Source organism: Deltaproteobacteria bacterium, assembly GCA_017302835.1.
Lineage (GTDB): Bacteria > Bdellovibrionota > Bdellovibrionia > Bdellovibrionales > Bdellovibrionaceae > UBA2316.
This window is the reverse complement of sequence record JAFLCC010000022.1, coordinates 24,676-43,892: the sequence shown is the minus strand read 5'-3', so window position 1 is coordinate 43,892 and position 19,217 is coordinate 24,676. Positions and strand designations below refer to the sequence as shown.

The window sequence follows — 19,217 nt, the reverse complement described above, 5'->3', positions numbered from 1 at the left end:
TTAAACTTGAAAAAGTAGACATGATTCAACAACTAGAACTTGACTTGTATGCAGCTTAGAAAATAAAAATAAAAAATCATTCTGGAGTATTTCTAAAAAGTTTCTACCAGAAACGGGACGCCATCAAAATTAAGCCAGTCTCCGTTGCCGTTGGGATTGACTTCCGAAGAGTGGAGCGCATGGATAGTCCAATTTTTGTATTTTGGACGGAGTGCACACCAGGATAATCCAATTCCTTTACTCTTATCATTTTTGGACAATCCCGCCACGATGAATATCTTGAAAGAGACCGTCCAGGCTGCTTCCGCTCCCTCTCCCGAAGACTTTCAAAATGTCTTCAATACAGTAGCTTGTGCTGAAATTTACCCATACAGTTCCACTCTTCGTTTGGATAGTGGAGAGCTTGTGTGGCACCTAGATGAAGTTGATAAATGCGCAGGGGTTCCCAAAACACCTTATCAATCGAGTAAATGGCAAATGAATGTTCCGATCTATTACTTCGTCGGCGAAAACGATCCCGCAACCCCTGTTTGGATGGCCCATCGACATTTCAATCGTCAAAATAATTCCCAACAACTTCTTGTTGAAGTTTTGGAAGCCGGGCACAATCCCCTTCTAGCAGGCCTAAGCGATTGCTCCGCGAAAATCTGGAACCAAATCCTTCGCAATGAAGGCGATCTTTCTGTCTCGCTATCCTCATGCAAATTGAAATCACGGATAAAGACTCGATAGTTTATCGGCAAAAAATACTTGATAACTTCTTCGGTTCGGCTAATCGATCCATTAATTTTCTTGTCCTGATCAAACAGCAAAGCTAAGTTTTAGATCGAGTTACAAAGGAGCAAAAATCAGAAAAACTTGCAAAAGCTGCAGAACTGCTACTCAGCGCGCAGGGGTTTTGCTTATGCTTCTGATGTTGCAGATTTAAGTTTGCAAACCGATTCTTCAAATGTGCGGGCGCAGTTTGTAAAAGCCGCTTTGGCGCCAATCCTGGTTCATAAAGGTATCTTTTTAACCATATTGTATACCTCCGCGTTTGAATCTTTCCAAAGTGGACTGAGTCCTTAGCCGTGCAATACGATCATCTAAATCTGGATGGGTTGAAAACAATTTTAGAATACCACCGGATTTACCAGAAATTTTCAGACTCGCAATGGCTGCCTGGTTCTCATCCTGGGATATTTGGGTGTTCGCTTTCAGGTGCTCAAGTGCAGCGATCATATTGCTTTTGGTTGAAAGCATTGCGCCCCCAGCATCAGCACGATACTCGCGACGTCTTGAAAATGAAGAAACAACAATCAATCCTAGCATTCCAAATAATAATTCAAACGCAATGACGATTCCAAACTGAACCATAGGGCGCTTTTCTTCATCAACAAACTGACTTGCAAAGAAACCAGCTACTCTTGCCAAGAACATCACGAAGGCATTCACAACACCTTGAATAAGCGTCATTGTGACCATATCACCGTTTGCTATATGGGCCACTTCATGTGCCAAGACTCCGTCAACCTCGTCTTGACTCATCTTACGCAAAAGCCCAGTCGAGACGGCTACTAGGGATCTTCTTTTTGAGGGCCCAGTTGCAAATGCGTTCAAATCATCTGACTCATAATATCCAACCTCAGGCATTTTTTCGAGACCGGCCTTGCGAGCAAATCCATGAACACGATTGATAAGGCTTAGCATTTCAGAAGAAGCATTTTGAGGATCAATTATTTTTACCCCCATCATCCATTTAGCCATTATGCGCGACAAGGAGAGTGAGATAAATGCTCCGCCAAACCCCCAAAACACGCAGAAGATCATCAAGTATTGGTAGTTTATACCTTTAGCATCTAGGTAAGGCTGGATGCCGAGGATTGAAAAGATTACCGACATTGTTGCAATAATCAAAATGTTAACAGCTAAAAAAAGAAATACTCTTTTCGCGATTTTCATAAAAGGCTCCCTTCATTTTGTTTTGAAAGTATTAAACTATTTTTAATGCTAAACTTCTTTCTCTTCATATCCACCAAAATTGAAATGACAATCGAAGTTCCAATCAAAGTGGCAATGATTCCAAGCGACCAACTGATCGGAAATTTCCCACCAAAAGCTTTATTTAAATAAACCATTTTGCTTCCTACAAATACTAAAACTGAGGCCAAACCATATTTGATATAAATAAATTTATCCATAACTCCGGCTAACATAAAGTACATGGATCGTAGACCGAGTATCGCAAATATATTTGATGTGAAAACAATCAAGGGTTCTTTAGTTATCGCATAAATTGCCGGCACAGAGTCCACCGCAAAGATTATGTCTGTCAGCTCTAAAAATACCAAAGCCAAGAACAACGGCGTTACATAGATTAGTCCATTTATTCTATGGAAAAACTTTTGGCCTTCAATTTTTGGATGAATACGAAAGATTTTTTTGAGGCCACGAACGATAATACTTTCATCAAGATTTTTTTGTTCCGTACCGGCGAAGTACATTTTAATGCCAGTTGCGATAAGCAATACACCAAAGAAAATGACAACCCATTCGTATTGCATCAAAAGGGACCCCATACCAATAAAAATTGCCCTAAATATGAGTGCGCCGAGAACTCCCCAAAATAAAACTCGGTGTTGATACATCTTGGGAATTGCAAAATAACCAAAAACAACTGCAAAAATAAAGATGTTATCAACAGCAAGGGATTTTTCGATCACAAAGCCGGTTAGAAATTCAAGAGCTGTCGACTTCGCCTGTGCTTCAGGGTTAAAACCTGCAATAGAAAGGTATTTCTCATCTGTTGAAAATCGCCATTGCGCATACAAATAGAACAGGTAGTTAAAAAACAGGGCAAGGCTAATCCAAATGGTCGTCCAAATAGAAGATTCTTTGAGAGAGACTTCATGTGCTTTTTTATGAAACACCCCAAGGTCCAGAGCAAGCAATAACAAAACAAACAGGGTGAATCCTGCATAAAACCACCAATAGTCAGCAAACGGGAAAAGTATCATGATTCAAATTCTCCTTTATATATTTTTATATGACTATCTATCATTTTATAACATCGTTCAAATCGATAAATATATTGCTATGTATACATTTAAACGATTCAATTCAAGACGAGAGATACCAACGAGTCCTTATTGGGCAATCCAATGTCAGCTAAAATTATGATCATATTTAATATATAGTATTAAACAATAGTACACATATTATTTATCTATTTTAACAATTCATAAAAATTCCGTAGAGTCATATGAGTTGGGAATTCCTCTCAACTCAGTAATTAAGGAGGACATATGCTTGCTTCAAAAATGAGTATACTTAAACCCCTGATTGAATCAAAAGACGAACAACACTTAACGGCCTATCTTACCAACGACCAAAATATTTTTCATTTAAGACGGCAGCTTCGCGAAACTTTAGAAGCTGCCTATGAGTATTTGGCACCTGTAATGAATCAGGATGCTATGGTGAGTTTTGTTGAGCCAATTCATAATGCTATCGAGGATACCAAATTGCTTAAAACCTTAAAAGGCAATGTCGGCCTTTTTAGGAATGAAAATTCATTTCGAATTCTCGGTCTTCCTGTTCCTGTCGAAAAAACTTGCGTGATCGCAACAAGCTTTCATGTAAAGCCCCTCCTGAGATGGATACAGGTTGACCGAGAATTTTTATTTTTGGGAATTTCCGAGGGTTCGGCAAGCCTATATTACGGTAACCAAAACAGCTTCAATTTGCTAGACACAATCATTTTTCCTACGATACTTCAGAATTCCACTGACCCAGATACATACGATGACCTAAAGAAACGCCGATTGAATGGTCTGAAGTATAGCCAGACCATAGAATGGCTGAACGAATGGCTATTCAGTTTAACAAAGGATTTAAAGCCGCCTCTTTTTGTGGCTGGCCAAAAGAAATTGACCAGTGTTTTCCTTAAGAGCTGCTGTTACCAAAATACAAGAAATCAACCGATTTGGCCTTATTTTAACCAGGAAAGAGCATCAGAAATTTGCTCTGAAATTAGATCTTCCTTAATGAAGGATGCAAAAAAAGATCTTGAGCAGGGTCTTATGGAATTTTATCAAGCTGAAGATTTGAACTTGGCAAATAAGAATATATTTCAAATCGCGAAAGCCGCAATAAAAGGAAAAGTAAGAAAACTAATAATTGCTGACGGAATCAAAATCTTTGGAAAAATCGATAAAAAATCTGGCGAGCTTTTTATTCATCCAGCCCATCTTAATCATGAGGATGATGATATACTTGATGATCTGGCTCAGGAGGTTTTGATTCAAGGTGGAGAGGTGGTGGTTGCATCACGCGAAGAGATTCCAAAAGGCAGACCAATTTTGGCAATTCTAGAACGTCCTGATTCTGAGCTGTCAAAATTATATACCGTTGATTTAAATCACAATCAGAAAATTGAAAGGAGTGCTATATGATCCGAATTATTTTTAAAGACCTTGATGAATCTGAACTTGCGAAAGAAGCGGTTCATGATCGTATCCAAGCAATAAAGGATAGATTTCCAGATCTTGAGGAGCACAAACTCATTTTCACCTTGCGCATGGATAACTCGCAATTCAAGCCAGGTCCGGATTTGTTTAAGGTGAAGCTGATAATTACTGGAAAAAAATATGGTGGAGTTGTTTTGGAAAAGTCGGCAACGAGTCTATACAAAGCGTTGGGGGATGTCTCTGTTCACGCTCTAGAGCGGCTTAACCGCTTCGGTGATAAGAGAAGGATAAAAAATAGAAATTTAGAACGAAAACTTCTACAAACAAGAAAATCGAAACAGAAGGAGGACTTTTATGAAGAGAACAGTATCTGATTTAATGAAACAAAGAGACTTCGGCCATCCACCTTTGATTGACGTGAACGCATCAGTCGATGAGGCGCTGGCACTTTTAGAAAAATCTGATATCGGGGCTTCGCTGGTCATGGATAAGGCTGCAGTCGTTGGAGTTTTTTCAGAAAGAGACTTCGCGCGGGCATACACTTTAAACCGAGCGATTGTAGAACCGAATGCAAAATTGAAGGATTTCATGAGCCATAAGGTTGTTTTTGTAACTACTGACTATCTATTGGAAGAATGTATGGCGGTCATGGTTAAAATGAAAATTCGTCACTTGCCTGTGCTTCAAGGAGACGCTCCGATTGCGTTTTTAAGTATGAGACATATAATGGAGGCTTTGGTTGAAGAAAATCAATTCATGGTTAACCAGTTAGTGACATATGTGACAGGCGCAAACACAGTGGAGGAAAATCGACCTCGTAGTGGGCTAATAAAACAACAAAATCGAAATTTAGAAAATAGATTCTCTTGATTGGATTTAATTTTTTTGAGGGACTGGTTGGATTAAGTTTTAAATCTGGCCAGTCAAATCATCTAATCGAAAATTCAATTCTTTTATTTCGATGAATGACGGTCGGAGTTGAAAAAAATGTTAATTTTATCAGAAAAATTTGAACTTTTTGAGCATTGCATTGCGTAGATAGTAAAAATCAAAATCACTAAGTAGAATATGATTTTAATGAAAATGAAATTTTGATTTTTATACGTTTTCATTTAGCGAAAAAACTTCCTTAAGAGGTCAAAAAATTAAAATAATATAATTAAAGAGATCAAGTTTCTTCAATATAAAAGGCCTAAGGATAAACTAAAAACTCCGGGAGTTCCTTCTTTTGAAGACTTAAAAATACTAGCATAATTGGCCGCAATTTCCATATGCTTTGTTGATGTTCTAAAGAAAGTCATGCCAATACTGACCTTTCCTGAAAATCCAGAAATAGTTTCTACGTCTTTTACTGTCGCAACCCCCGCACCAAAGGTTCCTTTAACAAAGGGAGAAATGTCTTCATCAGAAAAGAAAAACTTTCCACCAAGAGAGGCATCCCCCAACAGTGTTCCTTCTCCAAACGTTGCAAAAAGTTCTGTAATGAGAGCGCCCTGAGATCCAACTTCCCATTCATAGCCTCCTGTAAGTGAATAAAGTATTTGGGAATTATTTAGATTGGTCCCAAAGCCAGGGCCGAAAGAAAAATATCGTGAGTCCTTAGCTTCAAATCGAGTTCTAAATTTATCTTTTTCATCCGGATTAATCTGCCCTACACGTTTTTTCGTTGGAGCTGGCTTAGAAATAGCCGGATCTTTTTCTGAAAAACTTGAAGGTTCTTGCTGAGAAAAGACAATAGAGCTGAACATAATGGAACAGGCGCTAAAAATTAAAATTTTCAGATTGATTATGACATTTTTCATTGAAGATATCCCTTATTGAAATAAACTAGAAGACGAATTGATTCGACTTCATTTTTTATTAATTGTATGGACTAATCAAGAAAAATAATAACTATTCTCAACAATATGAAATCAAGTTCATCGGTTTTTTTTAAATTAGTTATTTTTTCAAACCTGGGTGATCTTCTTATTGAAAAAGACGTTCATGGTAAAGTCAGTTCTGCTAATTTAAATTATCAAAAAGGATTGCAATAATGAAAAAACAATGGAAATTAAATACGGTTATTGGCAAACTTTTTATTGTTGCATCTCCAAAAGGAATCACGGGTATCTATTTTAATGAACAGGATGTTCCTTTCGCTAAGTCCCTTCAAGGAAGGGAAAAGGCCAGCCTTATTTTAAGAACCACCGTTCTACAACTCAAAGAATACTTTTCTGGAAAAAGACAAAAATTCACTCTTCCAATGGACATTGAAAGTGCAGAATTCTCAAAAAAAGTCTGGATGGAATTAAAAAAAATTCCTTACGGATCAACTCGCTCCTACAAAGATATTGCTGAAAAAATAAATCATAAAAATGCCTACCGCGCGGTTGGAACAGCTAATGGAAAAAATCCAATATGTATCATTATTCCCTGTCATCGAGTTATTGCCGCTGATGGTTCAATAGGTGGCTACACTGGTGGAATACACATCAAGAAAAAACTGCTCCAATTAGAATCACTTTACAAGTAAGAAACTTTTTAAACGCTTCCTAAGTCCCCTTCGCAGCTATATACAAAGAGGACATTTAATGTTTCTATTCTTCTAAAAGAGTTCTTAACATCCAGGCTGTCTTTTCATGAATTTCCATCCGATCAGCAAGTAAGCCAGAAGTGACTTCGTCATGACAAGCCTCCACTAGCGGTAACATAGAGCGCGCTGTCCTTGCTACAGATTCTTGCCCTTCAACAAGTTGCTGAATCATTTCTCTGGCAGCAGGGACGGTGTCGCTTTCCTTTATGGAAGTGAGTTTTGAAAACTGGAGATAGCTTCCCGGAGCTGGATACCCAAGAGCTCGAATTCTTTCTGCAATCAAATCCACTGCTGTTGCTAATTCAGTATATTGTGCTTCAAACATTAAGTGAAGAGTTTGAAACATTGGCCCCTTAACATTCCAATGAAAATTATGAGTTTTCAAATAAAGAGTGTACGAATCAGCAAGCAGTTTTGAAAGACCTTCAGATAATTTAAGCCGGTCTTCTTCCTTGATCCCAATTGAAATAACATTTTTCATAATAACCTCCTTGGTAAAAAATTTAGTTGAACTTAACCAGGAATTTGTAGCCAAACATTATGCTGCTCTTCAGGAAAGAGTCTGTCCAGGCTTTTGATGTGAAACATGAATGAATTGACAAGCTAAGATAAAAAACAAAAAACCCAAGATTTACACCTTGGGTTCCAAAACATTTATTTACAATAATTTAAGAATAAAATTATTTAAATTTTTACTTAAATAGTAACAACGTACTAGTAGCTTCTTCGAGATCCGCCGCCGCCGCCACTTCTGCCGCCGCCGCCAAATCCACCTCTACCGCCGCCACCAGATTTTCTATCTTCTTGTGGTTTAGCAATAGAAACATTGATTGCTCTTCCGCTAATTTCTTGTCCATTTAATTCGCTGATAGCTTTTTGTGCTTCTGCTTCTGTAGACATTTCTACAAAACCGAAACCTTTAGATCTTCCAGTATCACGGTCAGTAATCACCTTTGCAGATGTTACTTGTCCTACTGAAGAAAAAAAGTCTCCAAGAGTATTCGAATCAACTGAGAAAGATAGTTGTCCTACGTATAGTTTATTGTTCATAAAGAGCCTCCTTATTGGTTCTTTTAATTGTTTTAATTTCTGCGGCCTATTAAAGAGGCAACACGGAAATGTTAAGGCTCAAGAATAAGACTTCAAAACTTGCAATAATTTATACCTTAAAATTATCAATAAACAAGGAAATTCAATATGAACAGGGGAAAAATTTACATTTGAAACCGTTTTTCTAGATTGAAAACTAACAAAAAAAATTGAGGGCACTTTCTAATAACTATTTGATATTACTTAATTAAAGCAAAAATAACAGCATCTTAGAATAAGACGCATATCAATTTTATTAAGAAAATTTAATCGATATTCGGTCAAGAACCATTAAATTTGCAACTGGTTCACTTAAAAAGCCTCAAAAAAAGATGACGGCGGGCTCTTAAGTATTGCTGACCACAAAAAAGGGCTTAATGTAAACAGTTCATACGTAATTTATCCTGAAACAGCAATAGATCCAAGGTAATCAAGGTATCATTTTCGCAGAATTATTTTTTTGCATGGGTAATAGGAATCTACAATTGTTTCAACCTAAGGCCCTTTGCCTTAGCGTTTAACTAAACCTTAACTAATATAATGAGGCTCAAATGAAAAAAAGTACGTTAGTTTTAATCATGTTACTTGCATCCAGTTTTTCCCAGGCAGGAAAGGTGTTAAATTGTTCGGCCCAAATAAAATCTTCTAATGGTTCGTATTTTAGCCCCATTATGGGCCATCACTCAGATTCGGGCATTCAAGCGAACTCAGCGGGAAACAGTTTAATTATTAGCATGAATAAAGAGCCAGGACTTAGCAAAATTGAACATATTTTTGGCTTGGATGCGATCAAGGACGCTTTGAAAATAGGAGCTACATTTAATTTAAAATTCAAAGTGGTTTTTGAAAAAACTGCAAATGGAGTTACAACTCGATTTGCAGTAAAAGATCAAACAAATCCAGATCCATACAATAATTCTCAAACATACAATTCAAAAGATAATAAACCATTTGAATTGGGAGTATCGAATCAATCTGGAGCTTATTTCAATATTTTTTGCAAAACAGAGTAATTATTTTACAAAAAGTATCTGAAGAATTTTAAAAATTAGAGTTCATTATTATTTTGAGTTTTAATGTGAAATAGGACATAAGAAACGCATACTATATATAAAAAGGGAGAACAAATGGCTAGTCAAAATTCACAAGAACAAAATATGACAGAAAATCAAGAGCTGATCCAATGGGTCTCTGAAGTCTCTAGTTTATGCCAACCTGATAAAGTACATTGGTGTACCGGATCAGAAGAAGAAAACCAAAGTTTAATTAACCTTTTAGTTGAAGCAAAAACCTTGATAAAATTAAATCCAGAAAAAAGACCAAATAGTTATTTAGCATGGTCTGACCCCTCAGATGTTGCCCGAGTTGAAGATCGCACCTTAACCTGTTTAGAAAAAAAAGAAGAAGCAGGTCCTACAAATAACTGGGTTGACCCAAAAGAAATGAAGCCAAAATTAAAATCATTGTTTACCGGTTGCATGAAGGGAAGAACGATGTACGTGATTCCTTTTTGCATGGGACCTTTGGGCTCTTCTTATTCAAAATTTGGAATTGAGATTACAGATTCTCCCTATGTTGTTATCAATATGAAAATCATGACTCGTATGGGAGCTAAGGCACTAGCTGCTCTTGGAAATAGTTCTGATTATGTAAAAAGTGTTCATAGCGTTGGAGTCCCTTTAGAAAAAGGCCAGCAAGATTCCAAATGGCCTTGCAATAATGAAAATAAATATATTGTGCATTTTCCTCAAGACTCACAAATTTGGTCTTTTGGAAGCGGATATGGTGGTAACGCCTTACTTGGAAAAAAATGTTTTGCTTTAAGAATTGCTTCCTACAAAGGAAAACAAGAAGGCTGGTTAGCGGAACACATGCTGATTCTTGGATTGGAGTCTCCACAACGTGAAAAGAAATATTTTGCCGGAGCCTTCCCAAGCGCATGTGGAAAAACTAATTTTGCAATGCTTATTCCACCAAAAGGATTTGAAAACTGGAAAATCACTACCGTAGGCGATGATATAGCTTGGATTAAAGTGGATAAAGATGGCTCCTTCAGAGCCATTAATCCAGAAGCAGGTTTCTTTGGAGTCGCGCCAGGGACAAGCTTGAAAACGAACCCCAACGCCATTTACACTATTGCTAAAAATACGATCTTCACGAATGTGGCTTTAACTGAAGATGGAGATGTTTGGTGGGAAGGTTTGACAGATACTCCTCCTGCTAAATTGACTGACTGGCAAGGAAAAGAATGGACCCCAGATTGCGGAAGACTTTCCTCTCATCCAAACTCTAGGTTCACTGTGCCCGCCTCGCAATGTCCTTCTGCTGATGTTAATTGGGAAAACCCAGCAGGTGTTCCAATCAGTGGAATTATTTTCGGTGGAAGAAGAGCCGATACGATTCCCTTGGTTATGCAAGCAAATAACTGGGTGGATGGAGTTTATTTCGGTGCCACTATTGGTTCAGAAACCACGGCTGCAGCTACAGGCCAAGTAGGTGTCGTTCGACGTGACCCCATGGCGATGTTGCCTTTTTGTGGATACCATGTTGGTGAGTACTTCAAGCATTGGTTGAAAATGGAACAAAGAGCCGCCAAGGTCCCACCAATTTTTATTGTTAATTGGTTTAATAAGGATGAAAACGGAAAGTTCATGTGGCCTGGGTTTGGTGAAAACATGCGAATTTTAAAATGGATGTTTCAACGAGTAAATCAAGAGGTTCCTGGGATTAAAACTGAATTAGGAACTCGACCAACCTATGAGGAAATTGACTGGACAGGATCCACTTTTGAAAAAGAAAAGTTTGAAAAATTATTAAAGTTAGATCCCACAAAATGGGAAAAAGAATTAGAATCTCACAAAGAGTTCTTTACTAAACTCGAAAATTTTCCGGTTGAGTTTTTAAATCTTCAAGAAAATTTTTTAATGAAATTTAAAAAACAACTACACTAATTTGTCTGGAAACAAATTAGATGGAAAAATATTTGCTTGAAGCGGAAAGGGTTATAAGAAGTATCTCTTCTGTTGATAAGCCAGAGAAGTGGAAAGCAAAAAATTATGTTGGCGGAGGAAAATCTCGATTAGAATTTTTGGATATTAAAATACCAGAGGTAAGAAAAGCTTTTAATCAGGGCTTTTCTTTTTATCATCCAAATACTAGAAAAATTGAAAAGAAGACCCAACGGAGTGAGGTTTTTACTCACTCTCAAGTCTTAAAAATTTTTGATTATATTTGGAAAAATAGCAGATATTTTGAAGTGATGCTTCTCTCGTTATATTTCGCCGCCACATTAACTGCGAAAGAAAAAGTCAAAAATAAAAAACTGTTGTTTTCTTGGTTAAATAAAATTGATAATTGGGCCCATTCTGATGAGTTAAGCAATCAATTTGCCCAGATGCTTGATGAGGATAAATCCTTAATTCGTTTCTATAAAAAATGGAATAGTTCTTCGAATCCTTGGGAACGCAGGCAATCTATTGTTGGTATCTTATATTACTCGCGATCCAGGAAAAAACCACTTTCTTGGAGTGCTATCACTCCCATGATTGAAAATTTGCTTGCTGATGAAGATTATTATGTTCAAAAAGGAGTCGGTTGGTGTCTTAGGGAATCCTACAACCTTTATCCTGAAAAAGTGTTCCCCTATTTAATTCGAAAGGCAAAAAAAATTCATCCAGCAGCTTGGACAGCTTCTACAGAAAAACTGAGCAAAGGAGACAAAGCCACTTTGCTCAGATATCGAAAAAATTAAGAAAAAATTAAGTTCACTTGGGAGAAGTGGCCTTTTTAGCTACCAAATTAACAGATATTTCAAATTTATCCTCAATAACTTTATCTGCGACAAGTTCTTTAAAAAAGTTTCCAGATCCATAAGTTAAACCCCACTTTGTTCTGTCGACCTTCATCGTTCCAGTTCCAGTGGCGACACCGTCCTTGATCACTATTTTTGCAGGGAACTCTAAGGTTTCAGTTTTGCCAATCATGGTCAATTTTCCAATAACCCAAGGCTGACCATCTTTTTCTTTTACTGATGTGATTAAAAACTTTGACTCTGGAAATTTTTCAATATTAAAAAAATCATCACTTTTTAAATGTTTTGTAAGCTTAGTTTGATAGTCTGGCTTATCTTTCAAGTCCTCATTCATTATAGAACTCATATCAAATACGAACTCGCCACTGACGAGTTTTCCATCTTTAAAGTCGGCAGTTCCATTTTTTAACGAGACTTTTCCTGTGTGTTTATCTCCAATTTTTTTAAACCCAACCCATGTGGCAGTACTCGATGAAACATCCACTTTAAAAGATTCTGAAGAATCTTTCTTGGGATCAGATTTGGCATTTGAGTAACAAAACGAAAAACAGATTACACTCAGTGAGAAAAAAAACTTCTTAAACACAAACACTCCTTTGGTTCAGTTATTTAAAATTAAGATTAAAAGTTGCAAGTAAGATGTTAGATTAATTTTAATAATTATCAAGGAGGATAATATATCATGAGAAACTTCATATTAACTGTACTTTTGTCGGGATTTTCAACAATAGCTCTTGCAAGTGGTGATGCTGGTTGTGGACTTGGAAGTGTCATCATTAGTAAAAACTCTAAAGGATTACAATTAATTGCGATGACGACAAACTCCTCTTTTTTTTCACAACCCCTCGGGATCACATCAGGAACCTCTAACTGTTCATCGAGTGGAATTGTTTCAAATGACAAAATGATTGAAAACTATGTTGAAGTAAACCGTCAAGAAATCTTAAATGACATGGCGATGGGTTCAGGGGAAAAATTAGAGACTTTAGCGGTTCTCTATGGTTGTTCCAACAATCAAGCCGTTAGCGAATTTAAACTGCTTACAAAAAATGAATTTAATTTAATAAATTCAAAAGACGAAAATAATGAAGCTTGGATTAAAAATCTCAATAAGGTCATCATTTCAAATAAAAATAAAATTGAAAATTGCACTCAGATTTAAAAAGAAGTTTTTATTTAGCTCTTGATAGGGCTACTGATCTAAAATACTTTTTCAAGTTGAAGCTGGGTAAAATTTTCCTTCTGATTTTTTGAATAGATTTCTGAATTTAGAATATTAATCCTGATTGGAATTCGGTGGAATAGGAGCAACTCTGCCTCTATTCCAATGTTGGCAAAGGTCAATCGTTCTTTTAAAAAAGCAGCATCTAAATCATAAAACTTGTTATCTTGGAACCCAACGTACGGGGCCACACGTCGGACTGATAACGGAAATCGATAATAATAAATAGAATAAGGGATTTCTTTTTTAAGTATCAGTTGCTGTTGTTCTAGTTTTTCAATCAACAATGAGGGAGAAAAACTTAATAGACTCAATCTATCTTTAAACCTAGGCGTTGAGAGTTGATTTAAATTATTTTTGAGAGTGCTCGCTTTTTCCTCTAAATAAGAAAGACCTCCTGAAAGATAAAAATCTTTTCCAAGATAATAACTAAACTCTGTTAAAACATTAAGAATTAAAGAGTCATTTTTTTTATAGATGGAGGGCCTGAAGTTAAAATACTGATATGGACCAAAATTTAGCAAATAATTTTCTTGATAGGAATAGTTTAAAAAAACTTTCTGATTAAAGTAAGAATCTAATCCTAGATTCCTATTCTGCAAAATAAGTCCTGAGGAAAGCTCATGAAAACTGTTTTTAAAAATGGGATAATTAATTCCTACATCAAAATTTGAATCAGTTCGGTATTCTTTAGCAAGTTTAGTGGTGTTAAAATTCCAAGTTTCATTTGTTGCGCTTGTAAAAAACTCAACGAGGTAAGGCGAATAATTAAAATTAATATAATTGAAGCTTTGATTGTTAGAAAAAGAAAATCCAAAATCTAACGAAGACCAAAACAAAGGATCTGTAAAACCAAAGTTATTAAGCCACAAAAACTCTTCCTGATTGAAATATAGTGAAGGGGCAAAACGATGGAATCTGAGTTCCCTAAGACTGAAATAATTCTTAAAATCACTTTCTGAATTTGTTAAACTATTTAAGTTTGGCAAAAGAGCCGTCCCTGGCGCTCCAACTAAAGTTAGATATTTGTATACATAGGGATTTTCAATAGTTTCAATTCCCTTATCAACGATAATCGCAGAGTATCCGTCAGGTTCGATGGCGCTAACAAGGAAGCCCTTATCTAGCTTGATGGCTCTGGAAATATTATCACTATCAAGAAGTTTTTTTATATTTCCCTGACAAAAGCAATACAGTCCTGAACCATTAGAGGTATTGGCTGTAAAATAAATTTCATTTTTATCTACTACATCTTGTAAAATTGAAAAATAACCCTCAAATTCCGTAAGTTTTGTTTTATTTATAAACAACTCTCTTTTATTTTGATTCTGTTTGAAATAGTAAATGTTATTTTCATGGTCTATTAAAGACTTAGACTCTGTCTTGGCAATAAACTCACTATCTAAATATAATTCCCCCGTGTCTATCGAGTCAGCCATTAAAAAATAGCTGACATGTCCTTGTTTCATGTCATGAACATATTTACCTTCATATAGAGAATTTGACTTTTGTTGTTCATCAAAAAGAGAAAATAAATATTTTGTACGATCAATATAGTCACTACCTACAGACTGATATTCATTGTCAGCAATTTCAAATACTTTTCCACTTTTAAGCAAGGTAGATCTTTCGATCAACGGAGATCCCTGGCCATCTATAATATTTAAGATATTTCTATTTTTTCCATCTTTTTGAGTCGTAAAAATAATCTTCTTACCATCTTTTGATCTATTAAAAATAATTTCTTTGATCGAACTGGCAACTTTGTTTCCTTTGGCTATCTTAAAAGAAGAATAGGAGCTTTTCATATCCAATAAGAACTCATTATATAGCTTTTCATAGGATTGATAAAATGTTTCAGCAAAACTAGTTTTTAATAAGAATGGATTTAAATACCTATTGGCATTTTGACTAAAAAAGGAATTCACTTTTTGAATGCCAAATTTCCCTGATAAGAAATTTTGGAAATACCCACCAATTAAGTATTTTTCAGAACCGAAAGGGAAATTTAAATTGTCATTCATGATGAATTTTAAATCCGCCTTGTCATTTAAAACAAGATTGAGAACTGTCGCTCGAGCTTCACCGCTATAGAGACGTCCTCCATTTTGAAATCGCGATTCATTTAAAACAGCATTTCCTTCCACCAGAAAGGTAGGCAAAAATTGGTTTGGAGTCATAAAAATCGGCCAGGGGAAGAAAGGGATAAATACCAATGGATCATTTCCAAAAATGTATTTCATTTGTTTAGCTGGACTTTGCTTCACATTCAATTGGTAGATATGAGCCCTTTCATGAGTAGAGAGCAAAAAGAGCCATGAAGAAGAAGCGCTACCTTCTAGAAATTCAACTCCGCCAGAATAATATACCGTAAGACTGTTCGGCGTGGACATGGCAAAGGCATTGGGAATCTGATTCCATTTGGAGGCAAGAACAACAGAAGTTTTTTCGTCAATGATCCAACCAAATTCCCGTTCATACAAAGGGGTAATAAAATCACTATAACTTTTAATCTGAATGAAGTTGCTGAGTTGTTCAGAAGGCAGAATATACTGATATTTGTCTTCTTTTAAGATTTTATAATCAGTATCGTTTGGTACTAGATACGCCAATGTAGGCAAAACATAAAAAAACAATGGCATAAAAATATTTATAAAAAGGGAACTTATTTTTAGATGGTTCCTTAGATGGTTTTGTTTTTTCATTCTTTGTAGGATAAAAAAGAGTTTACCTATAAGTCAATTTATGTATGATGCCTAAATGATAAAAAGTAATTTCTTACATTGGCGCTTTATAATTATTTTAACAAGTGTTCTGCTTTCCTCTTGTGCGACCATTATCAATGGAACTACTGATCAAATTAAAATTGCTGTGGATCGGCCTGGAGCTAAAGTTTTTATTAACGAAGTTCCCCTTGGAGCTTCTGATTCTAAAATCCCATTGATGGCTGAAATTCCTAAAAAAGGAAAAGTCGTTGTTGAAGTTCATGCTGAAAACTGCAAATCGGAATATCATTCAGTTCAAAGAACCATTGATCCAGTCACTTTCTTAGGTCTGCTCATTGATGGAGGAATTATTTCAATACTTGGTGTAGATATATTAGCTACAAATGCATTTGTTCACGCAGATTACGATCAAATTAATTTTTATTTAGATTGTAATTAACTATAGATCACTACAAATGTTGAATCTGCCTTTTTTTCAAAGATTTTATTTTGTCACTTAATTCAATTTCTATTTGTGATTTTGGCTCTGATGTGACACTCGGTTTATTTCTTTCTATTATTTTAAAACTCATAAGTCTCCACTCATCTTTTGATTTTAAAAATGGAGGAAGGTCTCTTTTTTTATTAAAGCAGTAATCCATCACTATAATTTCAATACTTTTCTCTTGGGACCAATTTAATTCGTTCAGCATATATAGAAGAATTGATTCACCAAAATGAATAAGGGAAATCCCAAAAGGATTCTGATGTCGCCTTGATAAAAATTTTGAAAACAGAAAAAAAATATCAAAAATACTTTCTTGCTGCACTTCACTATAATGTATCAATTGATTGAGAAAAACCTTCCAATTTCCTGAGTTGGCGACGCTATCCCAATGCTTTGAAAACCTGGTCATGTTTTGAATTTCAAAATAACTCATTTTATTATTTTGTAAAATTTGATAGGGAGCTTTATCAGAATAAATCATTTGAAAGGCTTTATCATGTCTGATAAGGGGCGCGCCTCTAAGCCTTTTCAAAATGCCCACTTGAATTTCATCCGGAGAAAACCCAACTAATTGATCAAAACCTATTTTGAAACTTTCTAAGGACTCTCCAGGTAGTCCCACAATTAAATCAGCATGGGTATGAACATGGGTTTCTTCTTTTAAGAATTTAAAATTATCAATTATTTTTTCTTTATTTTGTTTTCGACTTACATTTTTTGCAACTTCTTCATTTAATGTTTGAATACCGATTTCAAATTGAAGACTTCCTGGTGGAAATTTTTTAATTAATTCCTTGAGCTCGTCAGGAAGCCGATCAGGAACCATTTCAAAATGTAAAAATAAGTTCTTTTCAATATGCTGCAAAAAAAAGGATAAAATACTTTGAGATATCTTAGGACTTAAATTAAAGGTCCTGTCGACGAACTTGTACTCACGAACTCCTTTTTCCATTAACTTGCCCATAGCATCTAAGAAATTTTCCAGGTTAAAGTTTCTAACAGATTTATCTAGAGAGGATAAACAATACTCGCATTTATAAGGACAACCTCGTGAGGCTTCAACATAGATAACACGGTTTTTAATATCTTCTTCTAAATAGAGCTCGTAGGGCAATTGAATCTGACTTATTTCAGGAACGGAACTTGGGATAACTTTGCTAGGTGGTTTCTGAAAATCAAAAATATTTTTGCATAAGGAATAAAATGCAAGATCCCCTTCCCCTTGAATAACATAGTCACAATAATTATAGTGTTCCTGGTTTTCTGTTTCATAGCTTATTTCGGGGCCCCCTAAAATGATGACTATATCTGGGGTCATTTTTTTAATAATTTTTATAGTTTCCAAAATCTCAAGAGTGTTCCAAATATAAACGCCGAAGCCCAAAATTTTTGGTTTTTGTAACAAGATTTTTTCTGCAATATCTTTCGGATCTTGAGAAATAGTGAATTCTTTTATTTCGCAAAGGGAACTTAATTCATTTAAATTGGCTTTTAAGTAGCGAAGACCAAAAGCGGTGTGCTGGTAAGTTGAGTTAATTGCACACAGTAAGATCAAATCATTCGCCATTTAATCCCTAATTAATTCTTTTACAAAAGTAGGCAAACTGAAAGCTGCAGAATGAATATCTTCATTATAATACTTCAGTTTATTTAAATCGCAGAACTCCTTGCAAAGAGTTTTATTAAAATCATTTTTTGGATCGGTGGGCACTTTACAGCCAATCATTAATGACCACATGCCAGAGGGGTAGGTCGTTGCATGGAAAAGCATAGTATGAACTTGTGTTTTTCCAAAAATTCCTTTGAGGCACTTATTAAGTTCAATAAATGTATTCCGATGAAACATAGGAGATTCACCTTGAGTCACCAGCTGCCCTTGGGCTGTCAAAGCCTTCTGACAATTTCGATAAAAGTCGGATGTGAATAATCCTTTTGCTGGCCCCACGGGATCGGAACCATCAACGACTATCAAATCAAACTGGTTCTCTCCACAATTTTTAACATATTCGATACCATCACCGATGATGAGCTCGAGCTTAGAGTTATTAAACTCAGAACTCAAAGTTGGTAAATGAAGCTTCGAAGCCCGAACAACCGCTTCATCAATCTCAACCATAACAACTTTTTCAAGCTCTTTATACTTTAATAACTCTCTGACAGTTCCACCATCACCGCCGCCAATAATTAAAACTTTATTCAGTTTTTTTGCCAACTGACATACTGGATGCACAATCATTTCATGATAGTGAAATTCATCCCTTTCTGTGCACATCACCATATTATTAATAGCGAGCATTTTACCATAAGCCAGAGTGTTGAAAACCCTGACCTGCTGAAATGGGGTTTGTTCATTAAACAAAATATCTCCAGCATATCGCAATGACAAAGCCTGTTGGTCATCTTTATCAGTAAACCAAACATTTCTTTCAATTTTAAACTTACCATCCTCTATCGTGGATTCTGATTCAGCTCGCCCCTGATTTGGTTTGTAATTTGATTTTTTAATCAAATTCAATGAGCCTCGTTTCATTTCCAAGGCTGAATAGCTAGCTTCTAGTATGGTCTTTAGCCAATCAAAGGAGACCCAAGGATCTACAGTTTCACCGCAAGTAAATAAATCGACTGCAGCATAACGATATTCTGGCCAGGTGTGAATGGCTAAATGACTTTCTTGAATAACCACCACTCCTGAAACTCCCCAAGGGGAAAAATGATGGAAATTTGTATTAATAACTGTAGCACCCGCTTTTTGTGCGGCCTCAATCATTGTTTTTTCGATAACAGCCACATCATTTAAAATGTCAGCATTGCAGCCAGTAAATTCAACTAAAATATGTCTTCCTAATGCGCTCATCACGA

General features: G+C 35.8%; 19 protein-coding genes. 10 read left to right on the top strand and 9 right to left on the bottom strand.

What is annotated here, in order from left to right; genetic code table 11:
- Nucleotides 1-270: 270 nt before the first annotated feature.
- A complete protein-coding gene (locus J0M15_15750) occupies nucleotides 271-732 on the top strand; it encodes an alpha/beta hydrolase (GenBank protein ID MBN8538505.1) in 462 nt (153 codons plus the stop codon).
- A gap of 279 nt (nucleotides 733-1,011) precedes the next feature.
- Here J0M15_15750 and htpX read toward each other — a convergent pair whose 3' ends face one another.
- Both htpX and J0M15_15740 read right to left on the bottom strand, forming a co-directional pair.
- Nucleotides 1,012-1,941: a protease HtpX gene (gene htpX, locus J0M15_15745; protein MBN8538504.1), complete on the bottom strand. Its 930-nt coding sequence runs from the start codon at nucleotides 1,939-1,941 to the stop codon at nucleotides 1,012-1,014.
- Nucleotides 1,938-2,996 carry a TerC family protein gene (locus J0M15_15740; protein MBN8538503.1) on the bottom strand — a complete coding sequence of 353 codons (1,059 nt, stop codon included), beginning with the start codon at nucleotides 2,994-2,996 and terminating at the stop codon, nucleotides 1,938-1,940. Before J0M15_15740 ends, htpX begins: the two co-directional genes overlap by 4 nt.
- 288 nt (nucleotides 2,997-3,284) lie before the next feature.
- On the opposite strand from J0M15_15740, the gene J0M15_15735 reads away from it, so the two are divergent.
- From J0M15_15735 to J0M15_15725, 3 genes are read left to right on the top strand one after another with little or no spacing between them, the layout of a single operon-like run.
- On the top strand, nucleotides 3,285-4,433 hold the full coding sequence (locus J0M15_15735; GenBank protein ID MBN8538502.1) for a hypothetical protein: 1,149 nt from the start codon (nucleotides 3,285-3,287) through the stop codon (nucleotides 4,431-4,433).
- Nucleotides 4,430-4,822, top strand: coding sequence for a hypothetical protein (locus tag J0M15_15730; protein ID MBN8538501.1), 393 nt, complete (start codon nucleotides 4,430-4,432; stop codon nucleotides 4,820-4,822). Before J0M15_15735 ends, J0M15_15730 begins: the two co-directional genes overlap by 4 nt.
- Nucleotides 4,803-5,318 (top strand): CBS domain-containing protein, encoded by a 516-nt coding sequence (locus tag J0M15_15725; protein ID MBN8538500.1) that lies wholly within the window; start codon nucleotides 4,803-4,805, stop codon nucleotides 5,316-5,318. The genes J0M15_15730 and J0M15_15725 overlap by 20 nt, the downstream gene beginning before the upstream one ends.
- Nucleotides 5,319-5,626: 308 nt before the next feature.
- On the opposite strand, the gene J0M15_15720 is transcribed toward J0M15_15725, so the two are convergent.
- The gene (locus J0M15_15720; GenBank protein MBN8538499.1) at nucleotides 5,627-6,250 is read right to left on the bottom strand and encodes a hypothetical protein; all 624 of its coding nucleotides are present in this window, start codon (nucleotides 6,248-6,250) and stop codon (nucleotides 5,627-5,629) included.
- 230 nt (nucleotides 6,251-6,480) lie between these two features.
- Here J0M15_15720 and J0M15_15715 point away from each other — a divergent pair, with 230 nt between their 5' ends.
- Nucleotides 6,481-6,963 (top strand): methylated-DNA--[protein]-cysteine S-methyltransferase, encoded by a 483-nt coding sequence (locus J0M15_15715; GenBank protein ID MBN8538498.1) that lies wholly within the window; start codon nucleotides 6,481-6,483, stop codon nucleotides 6,961-6,963.
- Nucleotides 6,964-7,027: 64 nt separating this feature from the next.
- Here J0M15_15715 and J0M15_15710 read toward each other — a convergent pair whose 3' ends face one another.
- Both J0M15_15710 and J0M15_15705 read right to left on the bottom strand, forming a co-directional pair.
- A complete protein-coding gene (locus J0M15_15710; GenBank protein ID MBN8538497.1) occupies nucleotides 7,028-7,504 on the bottom strand; it encodes a DNA starvation/stationary phase protection protein in 477 nt (158 codons plus the stop codon).
- Between the two features lie 233 nt (nucleotides 7,505-7,737).
- Complete coding sequence (locus J0M15_15705; protein ID MBN8538496.1) at nucleotides 7,738-8,073, bottom strand: RNA-binding protein; 336 nt, start codon at nucleotides 8,071-8,073, stop codon at nucleotides 7,738-7,740.
- 590 nt (nucleotides 8,074-8,663) lie between these two features.
- Here J0M15_15705 and J0M15_15700 point away from each other — a divergent pair.
- The 3 genes from J0M15_15700 (at nucleotide 8,664) to J0M15_15690 (ending at nucleotide 11,863) form a co-directional block, all read left to right on the top strand.
- Nucleotides 8,664-9,125: a hypothetical protein gene (locus J0M15_15700; GenBank protein MBN8538495.1), complete on the top strand. Its 462-nt coding sequence runs from the start codon at nucleotides 8,664-8,666 to the stop codon at nucleotides 9,123-9,125.
- A gap of 114 nt (nucleotides 9,126-9,239) precedes the next feature.
- Nucleotides 9,240-11,063 (top strand): phosphoenolpyruvate carboxykinase (GTP), encoded by a 1,824-nt coding sequence (locus J0M15_15695; protein MBN8538494.1) that lies wholly within the window; start codon nucleotides 9,240-9,242, stop codon nucleotides 11,061-11,063.
- Nucleotides 11,064-11,083: 20 nt separating this feature from the next.
- Nucleotides 11,084-11,863: a DNA alkylation repair protein gene (locus tag J0M15_15690; protein ID MBN8538493.1), complete on the top strand. Its 780-nt coding sequence runs from the start codon at nucleotides 11,084-11,086 to the stop codon at nucleotides 11,861-11,863.
- A gap of 13 nt (nucleotides 11,864-11,876) precedes the next feature.
- On the opposite strand, the gene J0M15_15685 is transcribed toward J0M15_15690, so the two are convergent.
- Entirely contained in the window at nucleotides 11,877-12,476 is a 600-nt protein-coding gene (locus J0M15_15685; protein ID MBN8538492.1) for a YceI family protein, read from the bottom strand.
- A 129-nt stretch (nucleotides 12,477-12,605) separates the two neighbouring features.
- On the opposite strand from J0M15_15685, the gene J0M15_15680 reads away from it, so the two are divergent.
- Nucleotides 12,606-13,085 (top strand): DUF3015 family protein, encoded by a 480-nt coding sequence (locus J0M15_15680; protein ID MBN8538491.1) that lies wholly within the window; start codon nucleotides 12,606-12,608, stop codon nucleotides 13,083-13,085.
- 38 nt (nucleotides 13,086-13,123) lie between these two features.
- Here J0M15_15680 and J0M15_15675 read toward each other — a convergent pair whose 3' ends face one another.
- A complete protein-coding gene (locus J0M15_15675; GenBank protein ID MBN8538490.1) occupies nucleotides 13,124-15,787 on the bottom strand; it encodes a hypothetical protein in 2,664 nt (887 codons plus the stop codon).
- A 118-nt stretch (nucleotides 15,788-15,905) separates the two neighbouring features.
- Here J0M15_15675 and J0M15_15670 point away from each other — a divergent pair, with 118 nt between their 5' ends.
- A complete protein-coding gene (locus J0M15_15670) occupies nucleotides 15,906-16,310 on the top strand; it encodes a hypothetical protein (GenBank protein MBN8538489.1) in 405 nt (134 codons plus the stop codon).
- A 10-nt stretch (nucleotides 16,311-16,320) separates the two neighbouring features.
- On the opposite strand, the gene J0M15_15665 is transcribed toward J0M15_15670, so the two are convergent.
- Both J0M15_15665 and speE read right to left on the bottom strand, forming a co-directional pair.
- The gene (locus J0M15_15665; protein ID MBN8538488.1) at nucleotides 16,321-17,925 is read right to left on the bottom strand and encodes a DUF4080 domain-containing protein; all 1,605 of its coding nucleotides are present in this window, start codon (nucleotides 17,923-17,925) and stop codon (nucleotides 16,321-16,323) included.
- Entirely contained in the window at nucleotides 17,926-19,212 is a 1,287-nt protein-coding gene (gene speE, locus J0M15_15660) for a polyamine aminopropyltransferase (protein ID MBN8538487.1), read from the bottom strand.
- Between the last annotated feature and the right edge of the window lie 5 nt (nucleotides 19,213-19,217).